16 protein-coding genes are annotated in these 18,152 nt (G+C 30.8%); 7 read left to right on the top strand and 9 right to left on the bottom strand.

What is annotated here, in order from left to right:
• Nucleotides 1–188: 188 nt before the first annotated feature.
• The 4 genes from OU788_RS06490 to OU788_RS06475 are packed head-to-tail and all read right to left on the bottom strand — an operon-like array spanning nt 189 to nt 4,597.
• Nucleotides 189–1,367, bottom strand: a complete 1,179-nt coding sequence (locus OU788_RS06490) for a helix-turn-helix domain-containing protein (RefSeq protein ID WP_274634409.1) — start codon at nt 1,365–1,367, stop codon at nt 189–191.
• A 42-nt stretch (nt 1,368–1,409) separates the two neighbouring features.
• Nucleotides 1,410–2,120, bottom strand: coding sequence for a 16S rRNA (uracil(1498)-N(3))-methyltransferase (locus OU788_RS06485; RefSeq protein WP_274634408.1), 711 nt, complete (start codon nt 2,118–2,120; stop codon nt 1,410–1,412).
• On the bottom strand, nt 2,120–3,238 hold the full coding sequence (locus OU788_RS06480) for a GTP cyclohydrolase (RefSeq protein WP_274634407.1): 1,119 nt from the start codon (nt 3,236–3,238) through the stop codon (nt 2,120–2,122). Before OU788_RS06480 ends, OU788_RS06485 begins: the two co-directional genes overlap by 1 nt.
• Before the next feature lie 18 nt (nt 3,239–3,256).
• Complete coding sequence (locus tag OU788_RS06475) at nt 3,257–4,597, bottom strand: transporter (protein ID WP_274634406.1); 1,341 nt, start codon at nt 4,595–4,597, stop codon at nt 3,257–3,259.
• 140 nt (nt 4,598–4,737) lie between these two features.
• Here OU788_RS06475 and OU788_RS06470 point away from each other — a divergent pair, with 140 nt between their 5' ends.
• Nucleotides 4,738–5,019: a DUF4834 family protein gene (locus tag OU788_RS06470; RefSeq protein WP_274634405.1), complete on the top strand. Its 282-nt coding sequence runs from the start codon at nt 4,738–4,740 to the stop codon at nt 5,017–5,019.
• Nucleotide 5,020: 1 nt separating this feature from the next.
• Complete coding sequence (locus OU788_RS06465; RefSeq protein WP_274634404.1) at nt 5,021–7,423, top strand: YfhO family protein; 2,403 nt, start codon at nt 5,021–5,023, stop codon at nt 7,421–7,423.
• Here OU788_RS06465 and OU788_RS06460 read toward each other — a convergent pair whose 3' ends face one another.
• A complete protein-coding gene (locus tag OU788_RS06460; RefSeq protein ID WP_274634403.1) occupies nt 7,424–9,112 on the bottom strand; it encodes a helix-turn-helix domain-containing protein in 1,689 nt (562 codons plus the stop codon).
• Between the two features lie 307 nt (nt 9,113–9,419).
• Here OU788_RS06460 and OU788_RS06455 point away from each other — a divergent pair, with 307 nt between their 5' ends.
• Genes OU788_RS06455 through OU788_RS06435 form a run of 5 tightly spaced genes read left to right on the top strand, consistent with a single transcriptional unit; the run spans nt 9,420 to nt 14,987 of the window.
• Nucleotides 9,420–9,947 (top strand): methyltransferase, encoded by a 528-nt coding sequence (locus OU788_RS06455; protein WP_274634402.1) that lies wholly within the window; start codon nt 9,420–9,422, stop codon nt 9,945–9,947.
• Nucleotides 9,944–11,116 carry a glycosyltransferase family 4 protein gene (locus OU788_RS06450; RefSeq protein WP_274634401.1) on the top strand — a complete coding sequence of 391 codons (1,173 nt, stop codon included), beginning with the start codon at nt 9,944–9,946 and terminating at the stop codon, nt 11,114–11,116. Before OU788_RS06455 ends, OU788_RS06450 begins: the two co-directional genes overlap by 4 nt.
• 1 nt (nt 11,117) lies before the next feature.
• The gene (locus OU788_RS06445) at nt 11,118–12,398 is read left to right on the top strand and encodes a glycosyltransferase family 4 protein (RefSeq protein WP_274634400.1); all 1,281 of its coding nucleotides are present in this window, start codon (nt 11,118–11,120) and stop codon (nt 12,396–12,398) included.
• Nucleotides 12,395–13,477 carry a non-hydrolyzing UDP-N-acetylglucosamine 2-epimerase gene (gene wecB / locus OU788_RS06440; protein ID WP_274634399.1) on the top strand — a complete coding sequence of 361 codons (1,083 nt, stop codon included), beginning with the start codon at nt 12,395–12,397 and terminating at the stop codon, nt 13,475–13,477. The genes OU788_RS06445 and wecB overlap by 4 nt, the downstream gene beginning before the upstream one ends.
• A 4-nt stretch (nt 13,478–13,481) precedes the next feature.
• Nucleotides 13,482–14,987, top strand: coding sequence for a lipopolysaccharide biosynthesis protein (locus tag OU788_RS06435; RefSeq protein ID WP_274634398.1), 1,506 nt, complete (start codon nt 13,482–13,484; stop codon nt 14,985–14,987).
• Between the two features lie 194 nt (nt 14,988–15,181).
• On the opposite strand, the gene OU788_RS06430 is transcribed toward OU788_RS06435, so the two are convergent.
• The 4 genes from OU788_RS06430 to OU788_RS06415 all read right to left on the bottom strand — a co-directional run.
• A complete protein-coding gene (locus OU788_RS06430; protein ID WP_274634397.1) occupies nt 15,182–15,769 on the bottom strand; it encodes a Crp/Fnr family transcriptional regulator in 588 nt (195 codons plus the stop codon).
• 177 nt (nt 15,770–15,946) lie between these two features.
• Complete coding sequence (locus tag OU788_RS06425; protein WP_274634396.1) at nt 15,947–16,516, bottom strand: Crp/Fnr family transcriptional regulator; 570 nt, start codon at nt 16,514–16,516, stop codon at nt 15,947–15,949.
• 21 nt (nt 16,517–16,537) lie between these two features.
• A complete protein-coding gene (locus OU788_RS06420) occupies nt 16,538–17,158 on the bottom strand; it encodes a WbqC family protein (RefSeq protein ID WP_274634395.1) in 621 nt (206 codons plus the stop codon).
• A partial coding sequence (locus tag OU788_RS06415) for a S26 family signal peptidase (protein WP_274634394.1) occupies nt 17,158–18,152 on the bottom strand: 995 nt, incomplete at its 5' end. The genes OU788_RS06415 and OU788_RS06420, both read right to left, overlap by 1 nt.

Genomic DNA, 18,152 nt, shown 5'->3' with positions numbered 1-18,152 from the left:
GAGAACGAGTAGCTCCCAATAATTTTTTAGAAATCTTAATTATAAATTGAAAACCCCTTCAACTAATTTTCAATTACTAATTTCTTAATCTCACTACGTAAATATAATTTATATAAGGAGAATAGGAGTTCGAAAACATCCAGTTTCAGTGTTTTCGGACTTTCTTTTTATAAAAAGAAAGTAGAATTTTACCCGTTAATAGGAGTTAATGCTAGTTTTTTAAATTCTACAGGAGTGTTTCCGGTATGCTTTTTAAAAACAGTATAAAAGGTAGATTTAGAGTTAAAACCAGATTCTAAACCAATAGAGGTTATGGTGTAATCTGAATATTCAGGATCAAGTAGTAATGTTTTTGCCAAATCAATTCTCATTTCATTTAAGTAATCAGTAAAAGATTTTTTGGCAATGTTATTAATAATTAAAGAAAGTGTACTAGAACTTAATTCGGTGTCCTTAGCTAAATCTTGAAGCGTGTATTTCGTAGATAAATATTTCTTTTTTGACTTAATAAAATTATCAATTTCTTGAAATTGCTCTTTATGTCGTTCAGCTTGACTTTGAGAAGGACTTTTTTCAGTATCTACTTTTATGGTGTCTACACTAAAATTTCCGTTTAAATCAATCAAAAGAGATTTTCTAATATTTTCTCTTTCTTTTAAAATTCTAATCTGTTTAAAACCTTGGTAACCTAACCAGTAGATTAAAACAGTAGTGAATACTCTTAAAGGGTAATAAGAAAATAAGAAATCACTAAAGTTTAGACTTATTTTCACAACAAGAGCAAGAATCCAAAGCAAATATCCTACTGAAGAAAGAATAAAGAAGGAGTAGAGCCATTTAAGATTATCAAAAGATAATATTTTAGGGAATAAGTTTTCCTTTTTATACAAAATGTACATTGAATATATGAAAAAGCTTAAAGAAGTAAGCATACTAAAAAACTCTTCAAGAGAAGAGTACCTTTCATAAATATAGTCTAATCTTTCTTGTGAAGCAGAGTCACTGTAGTACACAACAAAGCTTATTTGAGCAATTACCATAAGGATAAATGCAGGAACAGCGAATTTTAAAACATTAAAAGATTTTTGAGGTAAATCTAAATAATGAACTAAAAACATGTATAAAAACGGCATAGCTAAAAAATGCCAAGAAAATTGCATGTACTCTAAAGCAAATTTATTTTGAAGTAAGCCTTTTTCTAAAGCCCAAGATTGAAGATTGTTTATAGAAATAGCTAAGATTAATAAATTTAAGTATATCATACTTTTTTCTCTACCATTTTTAGAAGAGAATAATACGATACTAAAAGCAAAGCCGTGAAGGGCGCTTACTAATAAAAAGAGATTAAATAGATATTCTATTGTCACAACCTATATTTTTAACAAAACGTTAAATATACAAAAAATGAATTATTGATGGAGGTATGAAATACTTTGAACTACGTTTAAACCTGCTGTTTCTGTTCGTAATCTATTTTCTCCTAATGAAATAGGTTCAAAATTTTTGGATAAAGATTGTTGAATTTCTTTTGATGAAAAATCTCCTTCCGGACCGATAAGGATTGTATAAGAAGCGTTTGGTGTTGCTATGTTCTTTAAAAACTTTTTTTCGGTGTTTTCTTCGCAATGTGCAATAAACGTTTCACTGGTAAAGTCTTGATTGATAAAATCAGAGAACTTTATAGGCTCGTTTAGTTTTGGTAAAGTAAATTGTAAAGACTGTTTCATAGCAGCTTGTACAATTCTTAAAAATCGTTCGGTTTTAACAACTTTTCTTTCTGAGTTTTCACAGATAATTGGCGTGATTTCATCAATGCCAATTTCAGTAGCTTTTTCTAAAAACCATTCAAAACGGTCGTTGTTTTTTGTAGGAGCTATGGCTACGTGTAAATAATAATCCCTAGTACGAGGCTTTTCTTCTGATTTTATAATTGAGGCAATACATTTTTTATCATTCCCCAATATAATTTCCGCAGAAAACAAAAAACCTTTTCCGTTGGTGATGTGCAATACATCTCCTTCCTTTTTACGTAAAACTCTAATGATGTGACGACTTTCGTCTTTATCAAAAATAATTTCTTTTGAAGTAGGTCCTAAATCAGGATTGTAAAATAATTGCATTATAAATCGAGTTTATAGGTTCTTCTACGTTTATGTATTTTAGGATTAAAAGCTTTCCAAATTTGATGAATAGCATGGTTATCTTCTAATTCAGGAGTTCTAATACAGTTTTCAATTCCTTTGGCTAAAAATGCAGAGTGAAACTGCTCAAAAATAACAGCAGTTACTCCTTTGTTTTGGTATTCTGGATCTACGCCAATTAGATAAAAGGTAACATCTTTTGAATTTTTTCTAGCATTTAATAAATGAAAAAGACCAAAAGGGAATAGCTTACCATTAGCCTTTTGTAAAGCTTTAGAAAAAGAAGGCATTACAATAGCAAAAGCAACGAGTTTATGGTTTTTATCAACAACAAACTTTATATATTCAGGGTTAATGAAACTGATGTATTTCTTTTTAAAATAATCTATTTGCGCTTTTGATATAGGTACGAAAGTTGATAGTTTTGAATATGTTTTACTAAACAATTCAAACATTTCATCAACATAAGGCATTATTTTATCGGTAGAAGTAAAGTTTAAAGGAGTTAAATTATACCTCTTTTTAATAATAGTACTCGCTTTTTCGTATTTATTAATGTCTACATTTTTAAAAGAAAAGATGCTTTCTATGTATTCTTTTTCTTTTGTAAACCCTAGTTGTTCTAGGTGTTTAGCATAGTAAGGATGATTGTACCAAGTAATCATGGTACCTATGTAGTCAAATCCTTCAACAAGAACACCAGTTTTGTCTAGGTTGTTAAAACCAACAGGTCCTTCGATGTATTCTAATCCATTTTCTTTACCTATTTCAGCAACTTTATCTAATAGAGCTTTAGTTACTTCTATATCATCAATTACATCAAACCAGCCAAAACGCATTTTTTTTATGTTTTGCTGAGTAGTTTCATAAGTATTGATAATGGCTACAACTCTACCAACAATTTTATCGTTTTTGTAAGCTAAGAAAAAACGAGCGTCCGCATGCTCAAAAACTGGGTTTTTATCTTTGTCAAAACTTTCAACTTCATCATTAATGATAGGCGGAACCCAATATTTATTGTTTTTATAAAGAGAAAAAGGAAATTTAACAAATTGTTTCATTCCCTTTTTAGTTGTTATTTCTTTAATTTGAATCATATGTCAAATGTAAGATTTTTAATTGTCATCTTTCTCTTGATCTTCTTTCTCTTTTTGTTCTTCTTTTTTGATCTCTTCTTCTAGCTTTTTAATTTCTTTTTCAAGTTTCAAGCGTTCTTTCTCTTTTTGCTTCGCTTCTTTTTCTTCCTCTTTTTTAATCTGCTTTTCAAGCTTTAAACGTTCTTTTTCTTTTCGTTTTGCTTCTTTTTTAGCCTTTTTTTGTGCCTTTTTAGCGGCTTTCTTTTCTTCTTTTGCAGTTTTCTTCTTTAGTTTTTTATCTTCTTTCGCAATAACATCTACTAAGGATCCTTGACGTTCTCTTCTTGGTTTTTGATTTAAGGCATCGCCATCAGTTTTAGAAATATCTAAATCAACTTTTTGTTCTCGTTTCTTTGAAAATAATTTTCCTGTTTTACTAAATAGTCTACCAAAGAAGCTTCTATCTTCATCGTACTTAACTTGCTTACTTTCTTCTATTTTATTTCCAAATTCATCTATTTCAACAAATTTGTCTTGGTGTCTATTAAGTCTATAAGAAACACCTATTGAAGTGTAAAGACCAATTTCATCTTGTTGCATATTGGCTCTTAGTGAGGCGTTAAATTGTAAATTTTCGCTAAATAAATAGGCTGCACCAGCACCTATATTGGTTCTTTTTTCATATTCTTCAAAAATACCTTGTATTTCTGCGAAACCAGACCAATAATCATTAAAATTATATGTTCCTGTTACGATGTAAGAAAGCTGTGAAAAGTCTGTTCCAATGTAATCGTAATGAAGGTTGGTAATTACGTTTAACTTGTCTGAAAACTCATTTTGTAATAAAAGTCCTACTTTCGGACTAAAACCATCTCTTTTGTGGTAGTCAGTTAAAAAACCACCAATGTTTACTCCCGCTGAAATACCAATATGAGGTATCCAACGTTTCCAGTCAAAAGAATGACGAGCTTTCCAGCTTCTTATTTCTTTACTTTTATCATCATACTTCGGAGCATAAATAAGGTGTTTAGCGCCTAAACTAAATTGACTTAGACCTGTTTTGTTATATGATGATTCAAAGATGTTTTTAAAAGCTATTTTATCCCTTTGTAAAGAAGTATTTAAATTCACTTCTAATTTTTCAGAAAGAAAACTGGTTCTAAAAAACAAGTTCAATCCTAAGGCTTCTGGATTGCTAAAAGTAGGTGTAGCATTAATTTTTCTATAAAAAATACTCGATTCAAACTGATACACACCAGATCCAACGCTGTAAGGGCTCTCAGAAAAACCTGGTCTATTTGAATTTATAACAGGGGTGTATTGCGCGTTTGCAGTTAATACTGAGAAAAATACAAAAAACAAAAGGAGTTTCTTAATCATATAATAAGTCCAGATTTTCAGGTTTTACAAACATACGTAAAAATACAATTACCTATATAATATAAGTTTTGTAAAGTCTTAACGCTTCCTTTTGCTTCAAATTGTTATTTTTGATTGATTTTTTTATTTTTTAGAAAAAGATGACATATATAAATGAAGCTGGACCTGTGAATTTTTTAAAGACCATATTAATTATTCTGTTAGTTTATTACGCTATAAAGTTTTTGGCGAGATTATTTGCACCTTACCTTATAAAAAAAGCGGTAGATAAAGTACAAAAGAAAGCAGAACAACAGTTTAGAAACCAACAACAAGCATCGGATGTTGAAGTAGGGAAAACTGTTATTGATAAAAAGCCAAATACTACAAAACAAAGTAATAATTCGGTTGGCGAATACGTTGACTATGAAGAAATAGACTAACATGAACTTAAAGAAAATTTTACCGTTTGCAATTGCAATTATTGTCTTTGCAATAGCATCGGTGTTGTATTTTAATCCGGTTTTAAGCGGAAAACAAATAAAACAAAGCGACATAACTCAGTTTATAGGAATGTCGAAAAGTGTTAATGAATACAGAGCAGAAAAAGGAGAAGAACCATACTGGTTAGATAATGCTTTTAGTGGAATGCCAGCTTATCAGGTAAGTGCTTATTATCCGAATGATTTTGTACGATATATTGATAAAGCTTTTCGTTTTTTACCGCGACCTGCCGATTATCTTTTCTTATATTTTTTAAGTTTTTTTATACTATTAACTGCTTTAAAAGTTGATTGGAAACTTGCCATTTTAGGAAGCTTGTCCTTTGGTTTTTCTACCTACTTGATTATTATTTTTGGAGCAGGACATAATGCAAAAGCACATGCCATAGGATATATGCCAATGGTTATTGCAGGGGTTATTTATGTTTTTAGAAAGCGATATTTACTCGGGTTTGTACTCACAGCTTTAGCTATGGCTTTAGAAATATATTCTAATCACCCACAAATGACGTATTATTTAGGGTTTTGTTTGTTGATTTTAGCTATTGTTGAATTTATTGAAGCTTTTAAGTCGAGAACATTATCAGTGTTTTTTAAACAATCAGCAATTTTAGTAGCGGCGATGTTAATTGGTATCGGAGCGAATTCAACTAGGTTGATGGCAATGAAAGAATATGCTGATTACAGTACGAGAGGTAAATCGGAATTGACTATCAATCCTGACGGAAGTCCAAAAGAAAAATCTTCAGGATTAGATAAAGAATATATTACAGAATATAGCTATGGAATTGCAGAAACATTCAATTTACTAATACCTCGTTTTACCGGAGGAGGAACAGTTGAAAGGTTAGGAGAAGATTCTAATTTTTATCAAGTTTTAGAGCAGAATGCAGGTAAGAGTGTAGCGAAAGATTATTCAAGTCAAGCATTAACCTATTGGGGAAAACAACCGATTGTTGAAGCACCAGCTTATATTGGTGCAATAGTATTCTTCTTGTTTTTCTTAGGGGTTTTCTTAGTAAAGGGACGTTTAAAATATTGGTTGGTAGCAGCAACAGTATTTTCAATAGTTTTGAGTTGGGGAAAGAATTTTCCGGCAGTCACAAACTTTTTTATTGATTATGTTCCGTTATACAATAAGTTTAGAGCAGTTTCATCAATTCAAGTAATTGCAGAATTGTGTGTTCCGTTGTTAGGAATTTTAGCATTGAAGGAATTTTTCTCGTCAGAGAATTCTTCCGAAGAAAAAGAAAATGCCGTAAAAAAAGCATTTTATATAGTAGGAGGAATCTCGTTATTATTCCTATTATTCGGATCAAGTTTATTTGCTTTTGAAGGATTACGTGATGCGAATTATCAACAACTTCCAGAATTGATTGATGCTATAATAGCTGATAGAAAGTCAATGTTGTTCAACGATAGTTTACGTTCATTATTACTTGTTTTAGTGAGTGGATGTGTATTATGGTTGTATTTAAAAGGAAAACTTAAACAGGTGCCTGTAGTGTTAGCTTTAGGAGGTTTAATTTTATTTGATTTGGTGTCGGTAGATATGAATTATGTAAATAAAGAGGATTTTACTTCAGCAAGAAGAGTAGAAAAACCATTTACCGAGACTAAAGCGGATATTGAAATATTAAAAGATAAAAGTGATTATCGTGTAGCGAATTTTGGGGGAAGTCCGTTACAGGATGGTAGAACTTCATATTTCCACAATTCAATAGGAGGGTACCATGCAGCCAAAATGAAACGTTATCAAGAATTGTTTGATTATCAGATAGCAAGAAACAATATGGAGGTGTTGAATATGTTGAATACTAAGTATTTTATTATTAGTGATGAGCAATTTCAAGAAAACCCAGAAGTAAATGGAAGTGCTTGGTTTGTAAATTCATTAGAAAAGGTAACTTCAGCTAACGAGGAAATCATTGCCTTAGATAGTTTAAAAACTAAAACGGAAGCTGTAATGAATACCAAAGAGTTTGATTTTAGCGGAGTAGACACATATCAAAAAGATACTACAGCAACTATCAATTTAGTGAAGAAAGACCTTACAGAACTGGTATACGAAACAAACACAAGTTCAAAACAGTTTGCAGTATTTTCTGAAATATATTATAAAGATGGTTGGAATGCATATATAGATGGAGAAAATGTTCCGTATTACAGAGTAAACTATGTGTTAAGAGGTATGGAGATTCCTGCAGGAAAACACACTGTAATGTTTAAATACGAGCCAACAGTTATTAAAACAGGAAGTTTACTTTCGTTATTCTGTTATGGATTACTAATCCTTGTGCCTATTGGTTGGTTTGTAATATCAGGTAAAAGAAAAGAGCTTTAATTAATTGTCAAGAGTTTTTAAAAATGCAGATGGAGTTACGCCTACATGCTTTTTAAAAGCTCTTGTAAAAGCAGAGGCATTGGTGTAGCCTATTTCATCGGCAATGGCTTGAACAGAGTATTTTCTAAAAGTCTTGTCATTCTTTAGTTTTTCTACTACATAATTAATCTTAAGCTTAATACAGTATTGCTTAAACGATTCGTCATGGTATTTGTTAAAGACAAAAGAAACGTACGTATTGTTGGTTTCTAGTTTGTCAGCAATATAGTTAATAGAAAAATCAGGTCTTAAAAAGTCTAGGTTTTTTGTTGCATTTTTAAACTCATTTAAAATCTTATTTTCTAGTTCTTCGTCAATATTGTACTCTTTTTTTTCAGTCTCTACGGGCTTGTCGTTATTTATCATTAAAATAAGTTCTTTCTTTTTCTCTTTTTCTTTTTTTAATAAATAATAAGTAATAATAAAGAAGGTTATTAATAAAACAACAAATGAAATAGTGAGCTTTTTTTGTTTGCTAGCTTCTTTTTCTTTGATTTCCTGATTAAGTAGTTGAGCTTTGTTGAAGTTGTTGTTGTAGAATAAGTTAAAAGTTTTGTCTTTGTTATTTCTAGCCAAATTATATTGCTCTAAAGTGAGTGTAGAGTACTTAAAAGCACTGTCTAATTTATTTAATTTGTTATACTCCTTTGAAAGAATATCGTAAATAGTGATTAATTTACTTGTTTCACATTTTTTATGGTTTTTTAAAAGTTTATTTGAGTAATAAACAGCCGAGTCAGAACTGTTTAAGTTGTGGAAACAAATAGCTTTTTGAAAATATTCTCTATGAAGGTAATTATAACCGTTATTAATATTTTTATAGTTATTGATAAGGTCAATAGCTTTTTGATATTTATTTTGCTTCAATAACACCTCGGTTTTTCTAAAACTGTAAATAATTTCAGAGTCTTTATGAGGAGGATTAAACATCTTAGCTACTTCATAAGCTTTGTCGTAATAGTAATTTGCAGAGTCTAGAAAAGTTTTATTTGGGTGCTGATTATTTAGCGAAACATAAGTGTTGCCAAGACAATTGTATGAGTTAGCCTTCCAGTGAAGAAAAAATTCTTCTTTTTGAACATTTTTCAAAATAGGATTTTTAGCCTCTGATAATGACTGAAGCAAAATACTTTTGGCTTTGCTCTGCATATCAAGCTTGTTTTTTATAACGGCTTTGCTAAGAGTCAAGCCGAGTATATTCCTAAAGTTGACATCATCTTTAATAGGGTGATTTACTATTAGATCTTCTTTTTGTGTAAGAATAGCAAAGGCCTCTTGATATTTTTCTTGATTTTTTTTAATCCAAAAAAGCCTATTTAAAGCGGCTATTTTTCTGTCTAAAAGACAAGTTAGATTTTTGTGATTTAATATAGAGTCAACTTGTTCGATAACTCTGAGGGATATACTTTCAGCTTTATCGTAGTCTTTTTTTCGGTAAAAACCATAAGATTTACCAGTAGAACCCTCAAGACTTTTACAGATGTTGTTAGATTGTTCTAGTTTTTCACAGTAAAAAAATAAACTATCATTATTAGTGTTCTTATAATAATTGATTTTATCAAGGTAAAATGAATCTAAACTTTTTGTTTGAGAAGCACTGTTTGTACTGAAAAAAAGAATAATAAATATAGCAATTAAAAGTCTGGTCATTTTATACAAATCAATAAAACATATACTTTCTATAAAAAGCATAGGTTAGAAAACCAAATATAAGATTTTTTAGTTATGCTTTTTATAAAATAGGGTGTATAGTGTTTTTTTTATATCTAAAACAACAATATGTTTGCTGTAGTAAAAAGTACATACAATAACTGTACGGATTGCTATGGAAAATTAAAAAGTTAGAAGCGAAGGAATTACCCTTCGCTTTTATGTTTTTAATTACTGTTACAACGTATTTTTACTTCTATTGCTTAGAATGGTAAATAATAATACATTTGTTTTTAAAATAAATTTCATGTATTCTACATTACCAAAAAAGAGATACAATCATACACTTGAGTTTTTACAAAAACACCTTCCTGCTCCGGCAACAATATTAGATTTGGGAGTTCGTAATCCTTTTTCTGAAATCATGGAAGAAAACGGATATACAGTATACAATACTAATGGAGAAGATTTAGATGTGTTGCCACAAGTGGTAAAGGAATATAAAGTAGATGCTGTAACGGCTTTTGAAATTTTTGAACATTTGTTAGCTCCTTTTAACGTGTTAAGAGAAATAGAAGCAACAAAAATTATTACCACCGTTCCTTTAAAGTTGTGGTTTACGAGTGCTTATAGAAGTAAAACTGATATGTGGGATAGGCATTACCATGAGTTTGAAGATTGGCAATATGATTGGTTGCTAGAAAAATCTGGTTGGAATATTGTAGATACACAAAAATGGACAAGTCCTATTAATAAATTGGGAGTGAGACCTATCTTACGAAAATATACGCCTAGATATTACGCTGTTTTTGCTGAAAAAAAGAGTTTGAAATGAGAATAGGAATGATTTTAGACAAAACATTCCCTCCTGATCCAAGAGTGCATAACGAAGCTATTGAATTAATCAAATCAGGAAACGAGGTTTTTTTATTTTGTCTAACGTACTCGAATCAGCCTTTAGAAGAAGTAATAGACGGAATTCAAGTTAAAAGGTATAAGTCAAATACTTTAGAATATAAATTATCAGCTTTGGCGTATACTATTCCGTTATATTCTGTTTTAATGAAGAAAAAGATTACTCATTTTCTTGATAAGTTTTCTATTGAAGCAGTTCATATACACGATATGGTTGTTGCAGAAGCGGTTTTGAACGCTTGTAAAAAAAAGAAACTTCCTGTAGTGTTAGATTTGCATGAGAACAGACCTCAAATAATGAAGTTTTACCCTCATTTAAAAAAGTTTCCGCAGAATGTATTAATATCTCCAAAAAAGTGGCAAAAAAAAGAAGAGGAGTTTGTAAAAAAAGTTGATAACGTAATTGTTGTTACTGAAGAAGCAAAAGAAGAAGTATGCAAGAGGACTAAAATAAACCCTGATAAAGTTGTTGTTGTTCCTAATACAGTTAGAAGATCTTTTTTTGAAGAACAAGACAATTTTGAAGAAAACTCTGAAAGAGATACTTTTAATCTATTATACATAGGAGATACAGGAAAGAGAAGAGGTTTAGCTACAGCCATTAAAAGTTTACCTGCGTTAAAAAAGGAAATAGAAAATATTCAATTAGTAATTGTAGGAAGTGTTAATACTGAATTAAAAAAGTTATCTGAAGAATTAAAAGTTGAAGAACAAGTGAGTTTTGAAGGATGGCAGAAAGAAACTACATTTCCTGAGTATATAAAACAAAGTGATGTTTGTTTGTCTCCTTTACACAGAAATTTACATCACGATACAACACATGCTAATAAATTATTTCAATACATGAGTTTGAGAAAACCTTTATTGGTAAGTGATGCAACAGCTCAAAAAAACATAGTAGAAAAAGTAAATGCAGGATTGGTACATGAAGCAAAAAACGTAGAAGATTTTACCAATAAAGTATTTAGGTTATACAAAGATGAGTTGTTGAGAAGTGAATTAGGAGAAAACGGAGAAGCTTTTATCCGAAATGAATTTACATGGGATAAAACTTCGAAAGGATTGGTGAATTTGTACAATAGCTTATAATTTGAAAGTACTAATCATAACATATTATTGGGTTCCAGCAGGCGGATCGGGAGTGCAGCGTTGGTTAAAATTTGTGAAATACTTACGAGGTTTTAATATCGAACCTGTAATTTTTACAGTAGATGGGGCAAACTATCCAATTATAGATGCTTCTTTAGAGGAAGACATTCCAGAAGGAATTGAAGTAATAAAGAATCCAATATGGGAGCCTAACAATTTATTTTCAGTTTTTAAGAAAAAAGGAGCGAAAACCAGTGCGGGATTTTTAGATCCAAATCCTAGTTTTTTTGGAAAAGTTATGCAGTATGTTCGAGCGAATTATTTTATTCCTGATGCTCGTAAGTTTTGGATAAAACCTTCCGTGAAAAAACTAAAAAAGTACTTAGAAGAAAATAAAATTGATGCAATTATTACGACAGGTCCTCCACATAGTTTGCATTTGATAGGGTTACAATTGAAAAGAGCATTGGGGATAAAATGGATTGCAGATTTCCGTGATCCTTGGACGGATATAGATTATTTTCATCAATTACCATTAACACAAAAGGCAAGAGCTAAACATCATCAATTAGAGCAAGAGGTGCTTATAAATGCTGAAGTAACTTTAGTAGTGGGGGAAACCATGAAAAAAAATTACGAAAAATTTTCAAACAATATTCACGTTATCACTAATGGCTATGATTCCGAAGAACAAAAAGAAGTGGAAGTGAAGCTTGATGAGAAATTTTCAATTACGCATTTAGGTTTGATGAATGCTGATAGGAATCCGAAAATAGTTTGGGAGGCATTGTCAGAATTATCTAAAGAAAATGCTGAGTTTTCAGAAGATTTAGAAATAAAGTTGATAGGTAACATAGCGAATGAGGTAGAAGAGGAGTTAGCTAAATATCAGTTTAAAAATATTACCAAAATAGCTTACGTACCGCATAGTGAAGTGCAAAAGCATCAAAAATCATCGCAAATTTTGTTATTGGCGGTAAATAAAGTTCCGAGTGCAAAAGGAATTATAACAGGTAAAATTTTTGAATATTTACAAGCAAAACGTCCTATCTTAGCAGTTGGTCCTGAAGATGGTGATTTAGCAGAAATTTTAACTAAAACCAATGCAGGAACCATCGTTGATTTTGACGGTAAAGCTAAAATGAAGAAAGAAATCATGCAGTTGTATGCAGATTATAAAAAAGGTAATTTGCAAGTGGCTTCTAAAGATATAACACAATACCATCGAAAAAAATTGACGGAACAATTGTCTATCATACTTAAACAAGTCGTTAATTCTTGAAAAAAATAGTAACCATATTAGGTGCTCGTCCGCAGTTTGTAAAAGGAGCTGTGTTAAGTAGAGTGATTCAAAAACATAAGGAAGTTGAAGAAATAATAGTGCACACAGGTCAGCATTTTGATGCCAATATGAGCGCTGTTTTTTTTGAAGAAATGCAAATTCCGAAACCGAAATACAATCTAAACATTAACGGATTGAGTCACGGAGCGATGACTGGGCAAATGTTAGAGAAAATTGAAGAGATTTTATCGATAGAAAAACCAGATGCCGTAATTGTATATGGTGATACAAACTCTACATTAGCGGGAGCTTTGGCAGCTAAAAAACTACAGGTTAAAGTGGTGCATATTGAAGCCGGTTTACGTTCTTTTAACATGCAAATGCCTGAAGAGGTAAACCGAATTTTAACAGATAGAATAGCAAACTTGTTAAGTTGCCCAACAGATATAGCCGTATCAAATTTAAAAAACGAAGGTTTTGACGGATTTGATACCCTAGTAGAAAAACACGGTGATATTATGAAAGATGCTGTAGAGTTTTACAGCAAAGTTTCCAAAGAAAAATCTACCATTATAAGTGATTTAAAATTAGCTAAAAACGAATTCGTACTAGCGACAATTCATCGTCAAGAGAATACTGATGATCAAGAAAAACTAAAGAATGTTTTTTCAGCTTTAGAAGAAATTAACAAAACAAAACAAGTGATACTTCCTTTGCATCCTAGAACAAAAAAAATGTTAGAGAAGTATCATTTACAACCAAACATCACGTTTATTGATCCCGTGGGCTATTTTTCAATGTTAGAATTGTTGAAAAACTGTTGCATGGTAATTACTGATAGTGGTGGATTACAAAAAGAAGCATTCTTCAATAAAAAGTTTTGTGTAATTGCTCGTGAAGAAACCGAATGGAAAGAGCTTGAAGAGAACGGGTATGCTACTATTTCTGGTACAAATACTGAAACGTTGGTAAACGATTTTAATCAGTTTTTAACTTTGAATAAAAGTTTTGCAGAGGAGCTTTACGGAAACAATGTGGGAGAAAAAATATATCAATCAATAAAAAAACTAATTCAATAATACTTTGGGAATCGTATTTAAACAATCGTTCAAAAACACGTTAATAATCTATTTAGGATTTTTAATTGGAGGTATTAATACTGTGGTTTTATACACGCGTTTTTTAGGTGATGAATACTATGGATTGGCAACCTACGTGTTTTCGGCGTCTAACTTAATCATGCCGATTACAGCCTTTGGTGTTCATTTTACGATTATCAAGTTTTTTTCAAGTTATACTTCAAAATCAGAGCAAGATAAATTTTTAAGCTCTGTAATATTTCTGCCGCTTTTAATCGCTATTCCCATAGGATATTTTTGGGATTACTTTCATAATTGGATTATGCATTATGTTGCTAAAAGTAATTCAAAAGAAAACCTAGTTATTGAAAGCTATACGATTTATATATACATAATAGCGGTTTGTACAGCTTATTTTGAAGTGTTTTACTCATGGGCTAGAGTGCAAATGCAATCTGTCTTCGGAAACGTTTTAAAAGAACTATATAACAGGGTTGCTGTAATGGTAATGCTGTTTGCGGTGTTTTTTCAATTCATAACCAAAGAAGAATTTCTTATTTATATGTCTATAGCGTATATTTTAAGAACTTTTTTAATGATGATTTACGCATTTCGTTTGTACACACCAACGTTTTCTTTTTCATTACCGGACAACATAAAAGAAGTATTACGCTACACTTTTTATATCATTTTAGCAGGAAGTGCAGGAGCAATTATTTTAGATATTGACAAAGTAATGATTCCTGGTAAAGAAGGCTTTGAAAAAGCCGCTTATTATACCGTTGCCGTTTTTATAGGTTCTTTTATTGAAGCACCAAGTAGGGCAATGGGACAAATATTACAGCCTTTAACTTCTAAGGCACTTAATGAAAATAATCCTGTTGAGACAGAAAATTTATACAAGAAAAGTTCTATTAATCTTTTGTTGATAGGTGGTTTGTTTTATGTGTTAGTAAATTGTAATGTAGAAGAATTGTTTAAACTGATGCCTAATAAAAATTATGCTGAAGGTGGTGCTTTGGTGGTATTATTAATATCATCAGCTAAGTTGTTTTTAATGTCTTTAGGAAGCAACGGAGCCATTATAAGTAATTCTAAATTTTATCGTATTACGTTACCAGTAGGAGTAGGAATGGCGTTATCGGTATATTTTTTAAACGATTATTTTTATAATGGTTTAGGCATGGGAACTGAAGGATTGGCTTTGGCTACTTTAATTACAGTTGTAGTATTTAACACGTTTAAACTGTGGTTTGTTAAAGAGAAGTTTAACATGATGCCATTTACAAGTAAAACATTTTTAATGATTATAGTCATTTTAATCATGTTTTTAGGATTTAACTTTTGGAACTTCTCAGTACCTGAGTTTTCTGTTTTAGACTTCCCTATTCACCCGATAGTAAACATATTGCTAAAGAGTATCATTATTATAGCTGTCTACGGATTTGTAGTTGTGAAAATGTCTATTTCTGAACAAATTAATAATCTTGTAAAAAGGTACGTGAAATAATTTACAATTTTTAGTTTGTTAGTTATGGTGAGTAACAAGGTTATATTGTTGAATTAAACTGTTTATAAAACAAAAAAAAGACTTACACACACAAGAGGTAAGCCTTTTATTAAGGGGGAATGAAACAAATAATAAGGGGGAATTTGTCTCTGGTCAAATATAGGAAAAATTAACAATACGATTGTTAACAAATGTTAAGAAAGTTTATTAACAATAAGTTTTTTCTTAATTCTACTAAGTTGCACAGGTGAAATGTTTAAAAAAGATGCAATATATCTTTGTGTAATCAAGTCATCTATATTCGGAATTCTTTCTTTCAAGGCTAAATATCTTTCTGTAGCAGTAAGGCTAGAAATTTTTAAGAGAATATCCTCTGCTTTTACGTAGGCACTTTCTAGTGTTTTAATGTAAAACAAACTCAATTCATGATGTTTTAAAGTCAATTTCATTAAATCATGAAAATTACCTTTATACCCTGTTACTTTGGTTAAGGCTTGATAGTTTACTTCAGACGGAATTTTTTGCATCATTGCAGAATTAGCCCCAGTAATATCACCCGAAGTAAAAAAAGCACGAGTTGTTTCCATACCATTATCATTTAATAAATAGGAACGCATGATTCCTGTTTTTACGATAAAAAAATTACTAGGATGTTCACCCACTTTTGTAAAGATTTCATTAGGTTCTAGCTCTGTATAGGTAACTAATGACTCAAAAGTAGTTATTAGGTGATCAGGTAATTTTATATACGAATTAAGAAAATTCTTAACATCATCATTCATAATTAACAAGTTATATGCTGATAATAAGAAAACTAATATACTAAAAAAAATAAAGTAAGGATGCGAAAAACAGACCTAATTTTAAGGGGAATTAGGTCTGTTATATTTTAAGGGGTTGTAACTTGTTAATTACTCTACAAATGTATGACGGTTTTAAATTTTGAGCATTAACATATGTTAATAAATGGAATTTTTTCTGATTCTACTCAACTGTACTGGAGTAATATTCAAATAAGAAGCAATATGGTATTGATTGATTAAATTATCTATACCAGGATAATTTTCTTGTAGTTTTTTGTATCTCTGAGTGGCATCTAGCATTTGTAGTTCTAGAATTTTTCCTTCTTCTCTTATATAAACATTTTGCAATATCTTGTAATGAAAAATTGATATTTCATGGTATTGCAACGAGAGGTTGTAAAAATCTTTATAGTTACATTCTAAGACTTCACAATCGGTTAAACACTCGTAAATTAATGTTGAAGGTTCATTTTTTATAAGAGCTCCTAAATTACCAGAAGTACTAATAGGAGTGTAAATAGTTTTGGTATGTTCTTTGTTTTTTTTAACACTATAAGAACGTATAACCCCTGTTTTTAAAATGTATACGTTTACAGGTGTTTCATTTAATGACACCAATTCGTAGTTTTTTGGGAGTTTTTTTACTGTTAAAAGGTTGAAAATTCTTTCTAAACCATTTTCAGATAGGGGATGGAAATTAAGTGCAAATTCTTTAAAAAACTCCATAGAAAGATGTAAATGTTGAGATTATCTCAAATCTACATCAATTTTTTCTAAAAAGCTAATCGTATTTGGCCCTTCCATAAAAAGTAAATCTAAAATGGATAAATCAGGAATAAACCCGTGTTTGTCATCAAAAATTTGAATGTAGGTATCCATTTCTATTTCGATACCTTTTTTTGCAATGGCTAAATCTCTATAATCTGTGCTGTTTGGAGTTAACTCATAACTCGATGTTTTAGCAAAGTTTTGCTCCATTTGTAAAGCATCTGTTACAAATAGATGGGTATCGATGTTTAAGTCTTGTAAAAAAGTATACTTTTTATTGAAGATTTTTAATAAATCTTCTTCAAAAAATTCAAAAAAAGGAGAAGAACGATATGCAGATTGTAACGATTTATAGTGTTGTTGTTGCCACGGAAAATCATTTTCTACTAAAGTATCTTTAGTCTTTTTTCTCCCTTTAGTTGCATTGTGTTTTACAGGAATATTTAAAGCCAATTTACCATTAGCTCCATAAATATAACATCGATTACGATAGGTTTGCTTTTGATAATTGTCTTCTAATTCAAAAGTAACTGATTCTGCTTGGTATATCGCTGCGTACTGAGAAATAGGAGCGAAGTAAGTAGGAATAAAAAGTGACATTACGCTTTCTTCTTTTTACTTTTTCTAAAACTATATACAGTGTAACCTCCAATTAATACTAGTACTAACCATAAATACGATACAGGTTTACCACTACCACCAACAGTTGTAAACATTCTATCCCAACGAATAGAGTTTAGTTTTGCAACAAAATTAGGAGCATTAGCATCCCAACTTAACCAAATCATTACAGGTTTTCCTACTACATGGTCAAAAGGTACATAACCCCAGTTTCTTGCATCTAAAGAACGTTGACGGTTGTCACCCATCATCCAGTAATAATCTTGTTTAAAAGTATAGTTATTAGCTTTTTTTCCGTTGATATATACATCGTCACCTATAAAAGTAAGGTTGTTGTTTTCGTATCTTCGGATAATTTGCTCGTAAAACGGAATTGTTTTAGCATTTAGCTCTACGGTAACTCCTTTTTTAGGAATATAGATAGGGCCAAAATTATCAGAAGACCAAGCATATCTCGGGTCATGAGGAAAAACAGATTCATCATAAAACCCTTTAGGCGTTAAGTATTTTTCAATGCTTTTAACAATAGGGTTTTTGGCAACCAAAGCTGCTTCGTCATCTGTTAAATTTAGATAATACTTGCCATCGTTGGTTGTTCCTCCTTCTCTAATATTGTATCTAGAAAGAGCTCCTTGACTAAATTTTTCTCCGTTGGTGTCAACTATAAAGTGCCACTGTGGTTTAGCTCTGTCGGGTAATACAGTTCTTTCTCCATTGATAAAAACATATCCATCACGTACTTCTAGGCTATCACCAGGAATTCCTACAGCACGTTTTACATAGTTTGTACGTTTGTCAATTGGTTTATAGGTAAAATTACCTGAGTTGTCTCCCCACATCGTAGCTAGCGAGTCTGAAGGCCAGCTGAAAACAACAATATCGTTACGCTTAATTTTTTGGAAACCAGGCAAACGCATGTATGGTAATGATAGTTTGTTTAATAAACCATCTTTGTTTTTATCGTCAGATAAAA

This window comes from Tenacibaculum sp. L6, from assembly GCF_028823685.1.
Lineage (GTDB): Bacteria > Bacteroidota > Bacteroidia > Flavobacteriales > Flavobacteriaceae > Polaribacter.
Note: the sequence above shows the minus strand (reverse complement) of the source record. Positions and strands in the feature narration are given on the sequence as shown.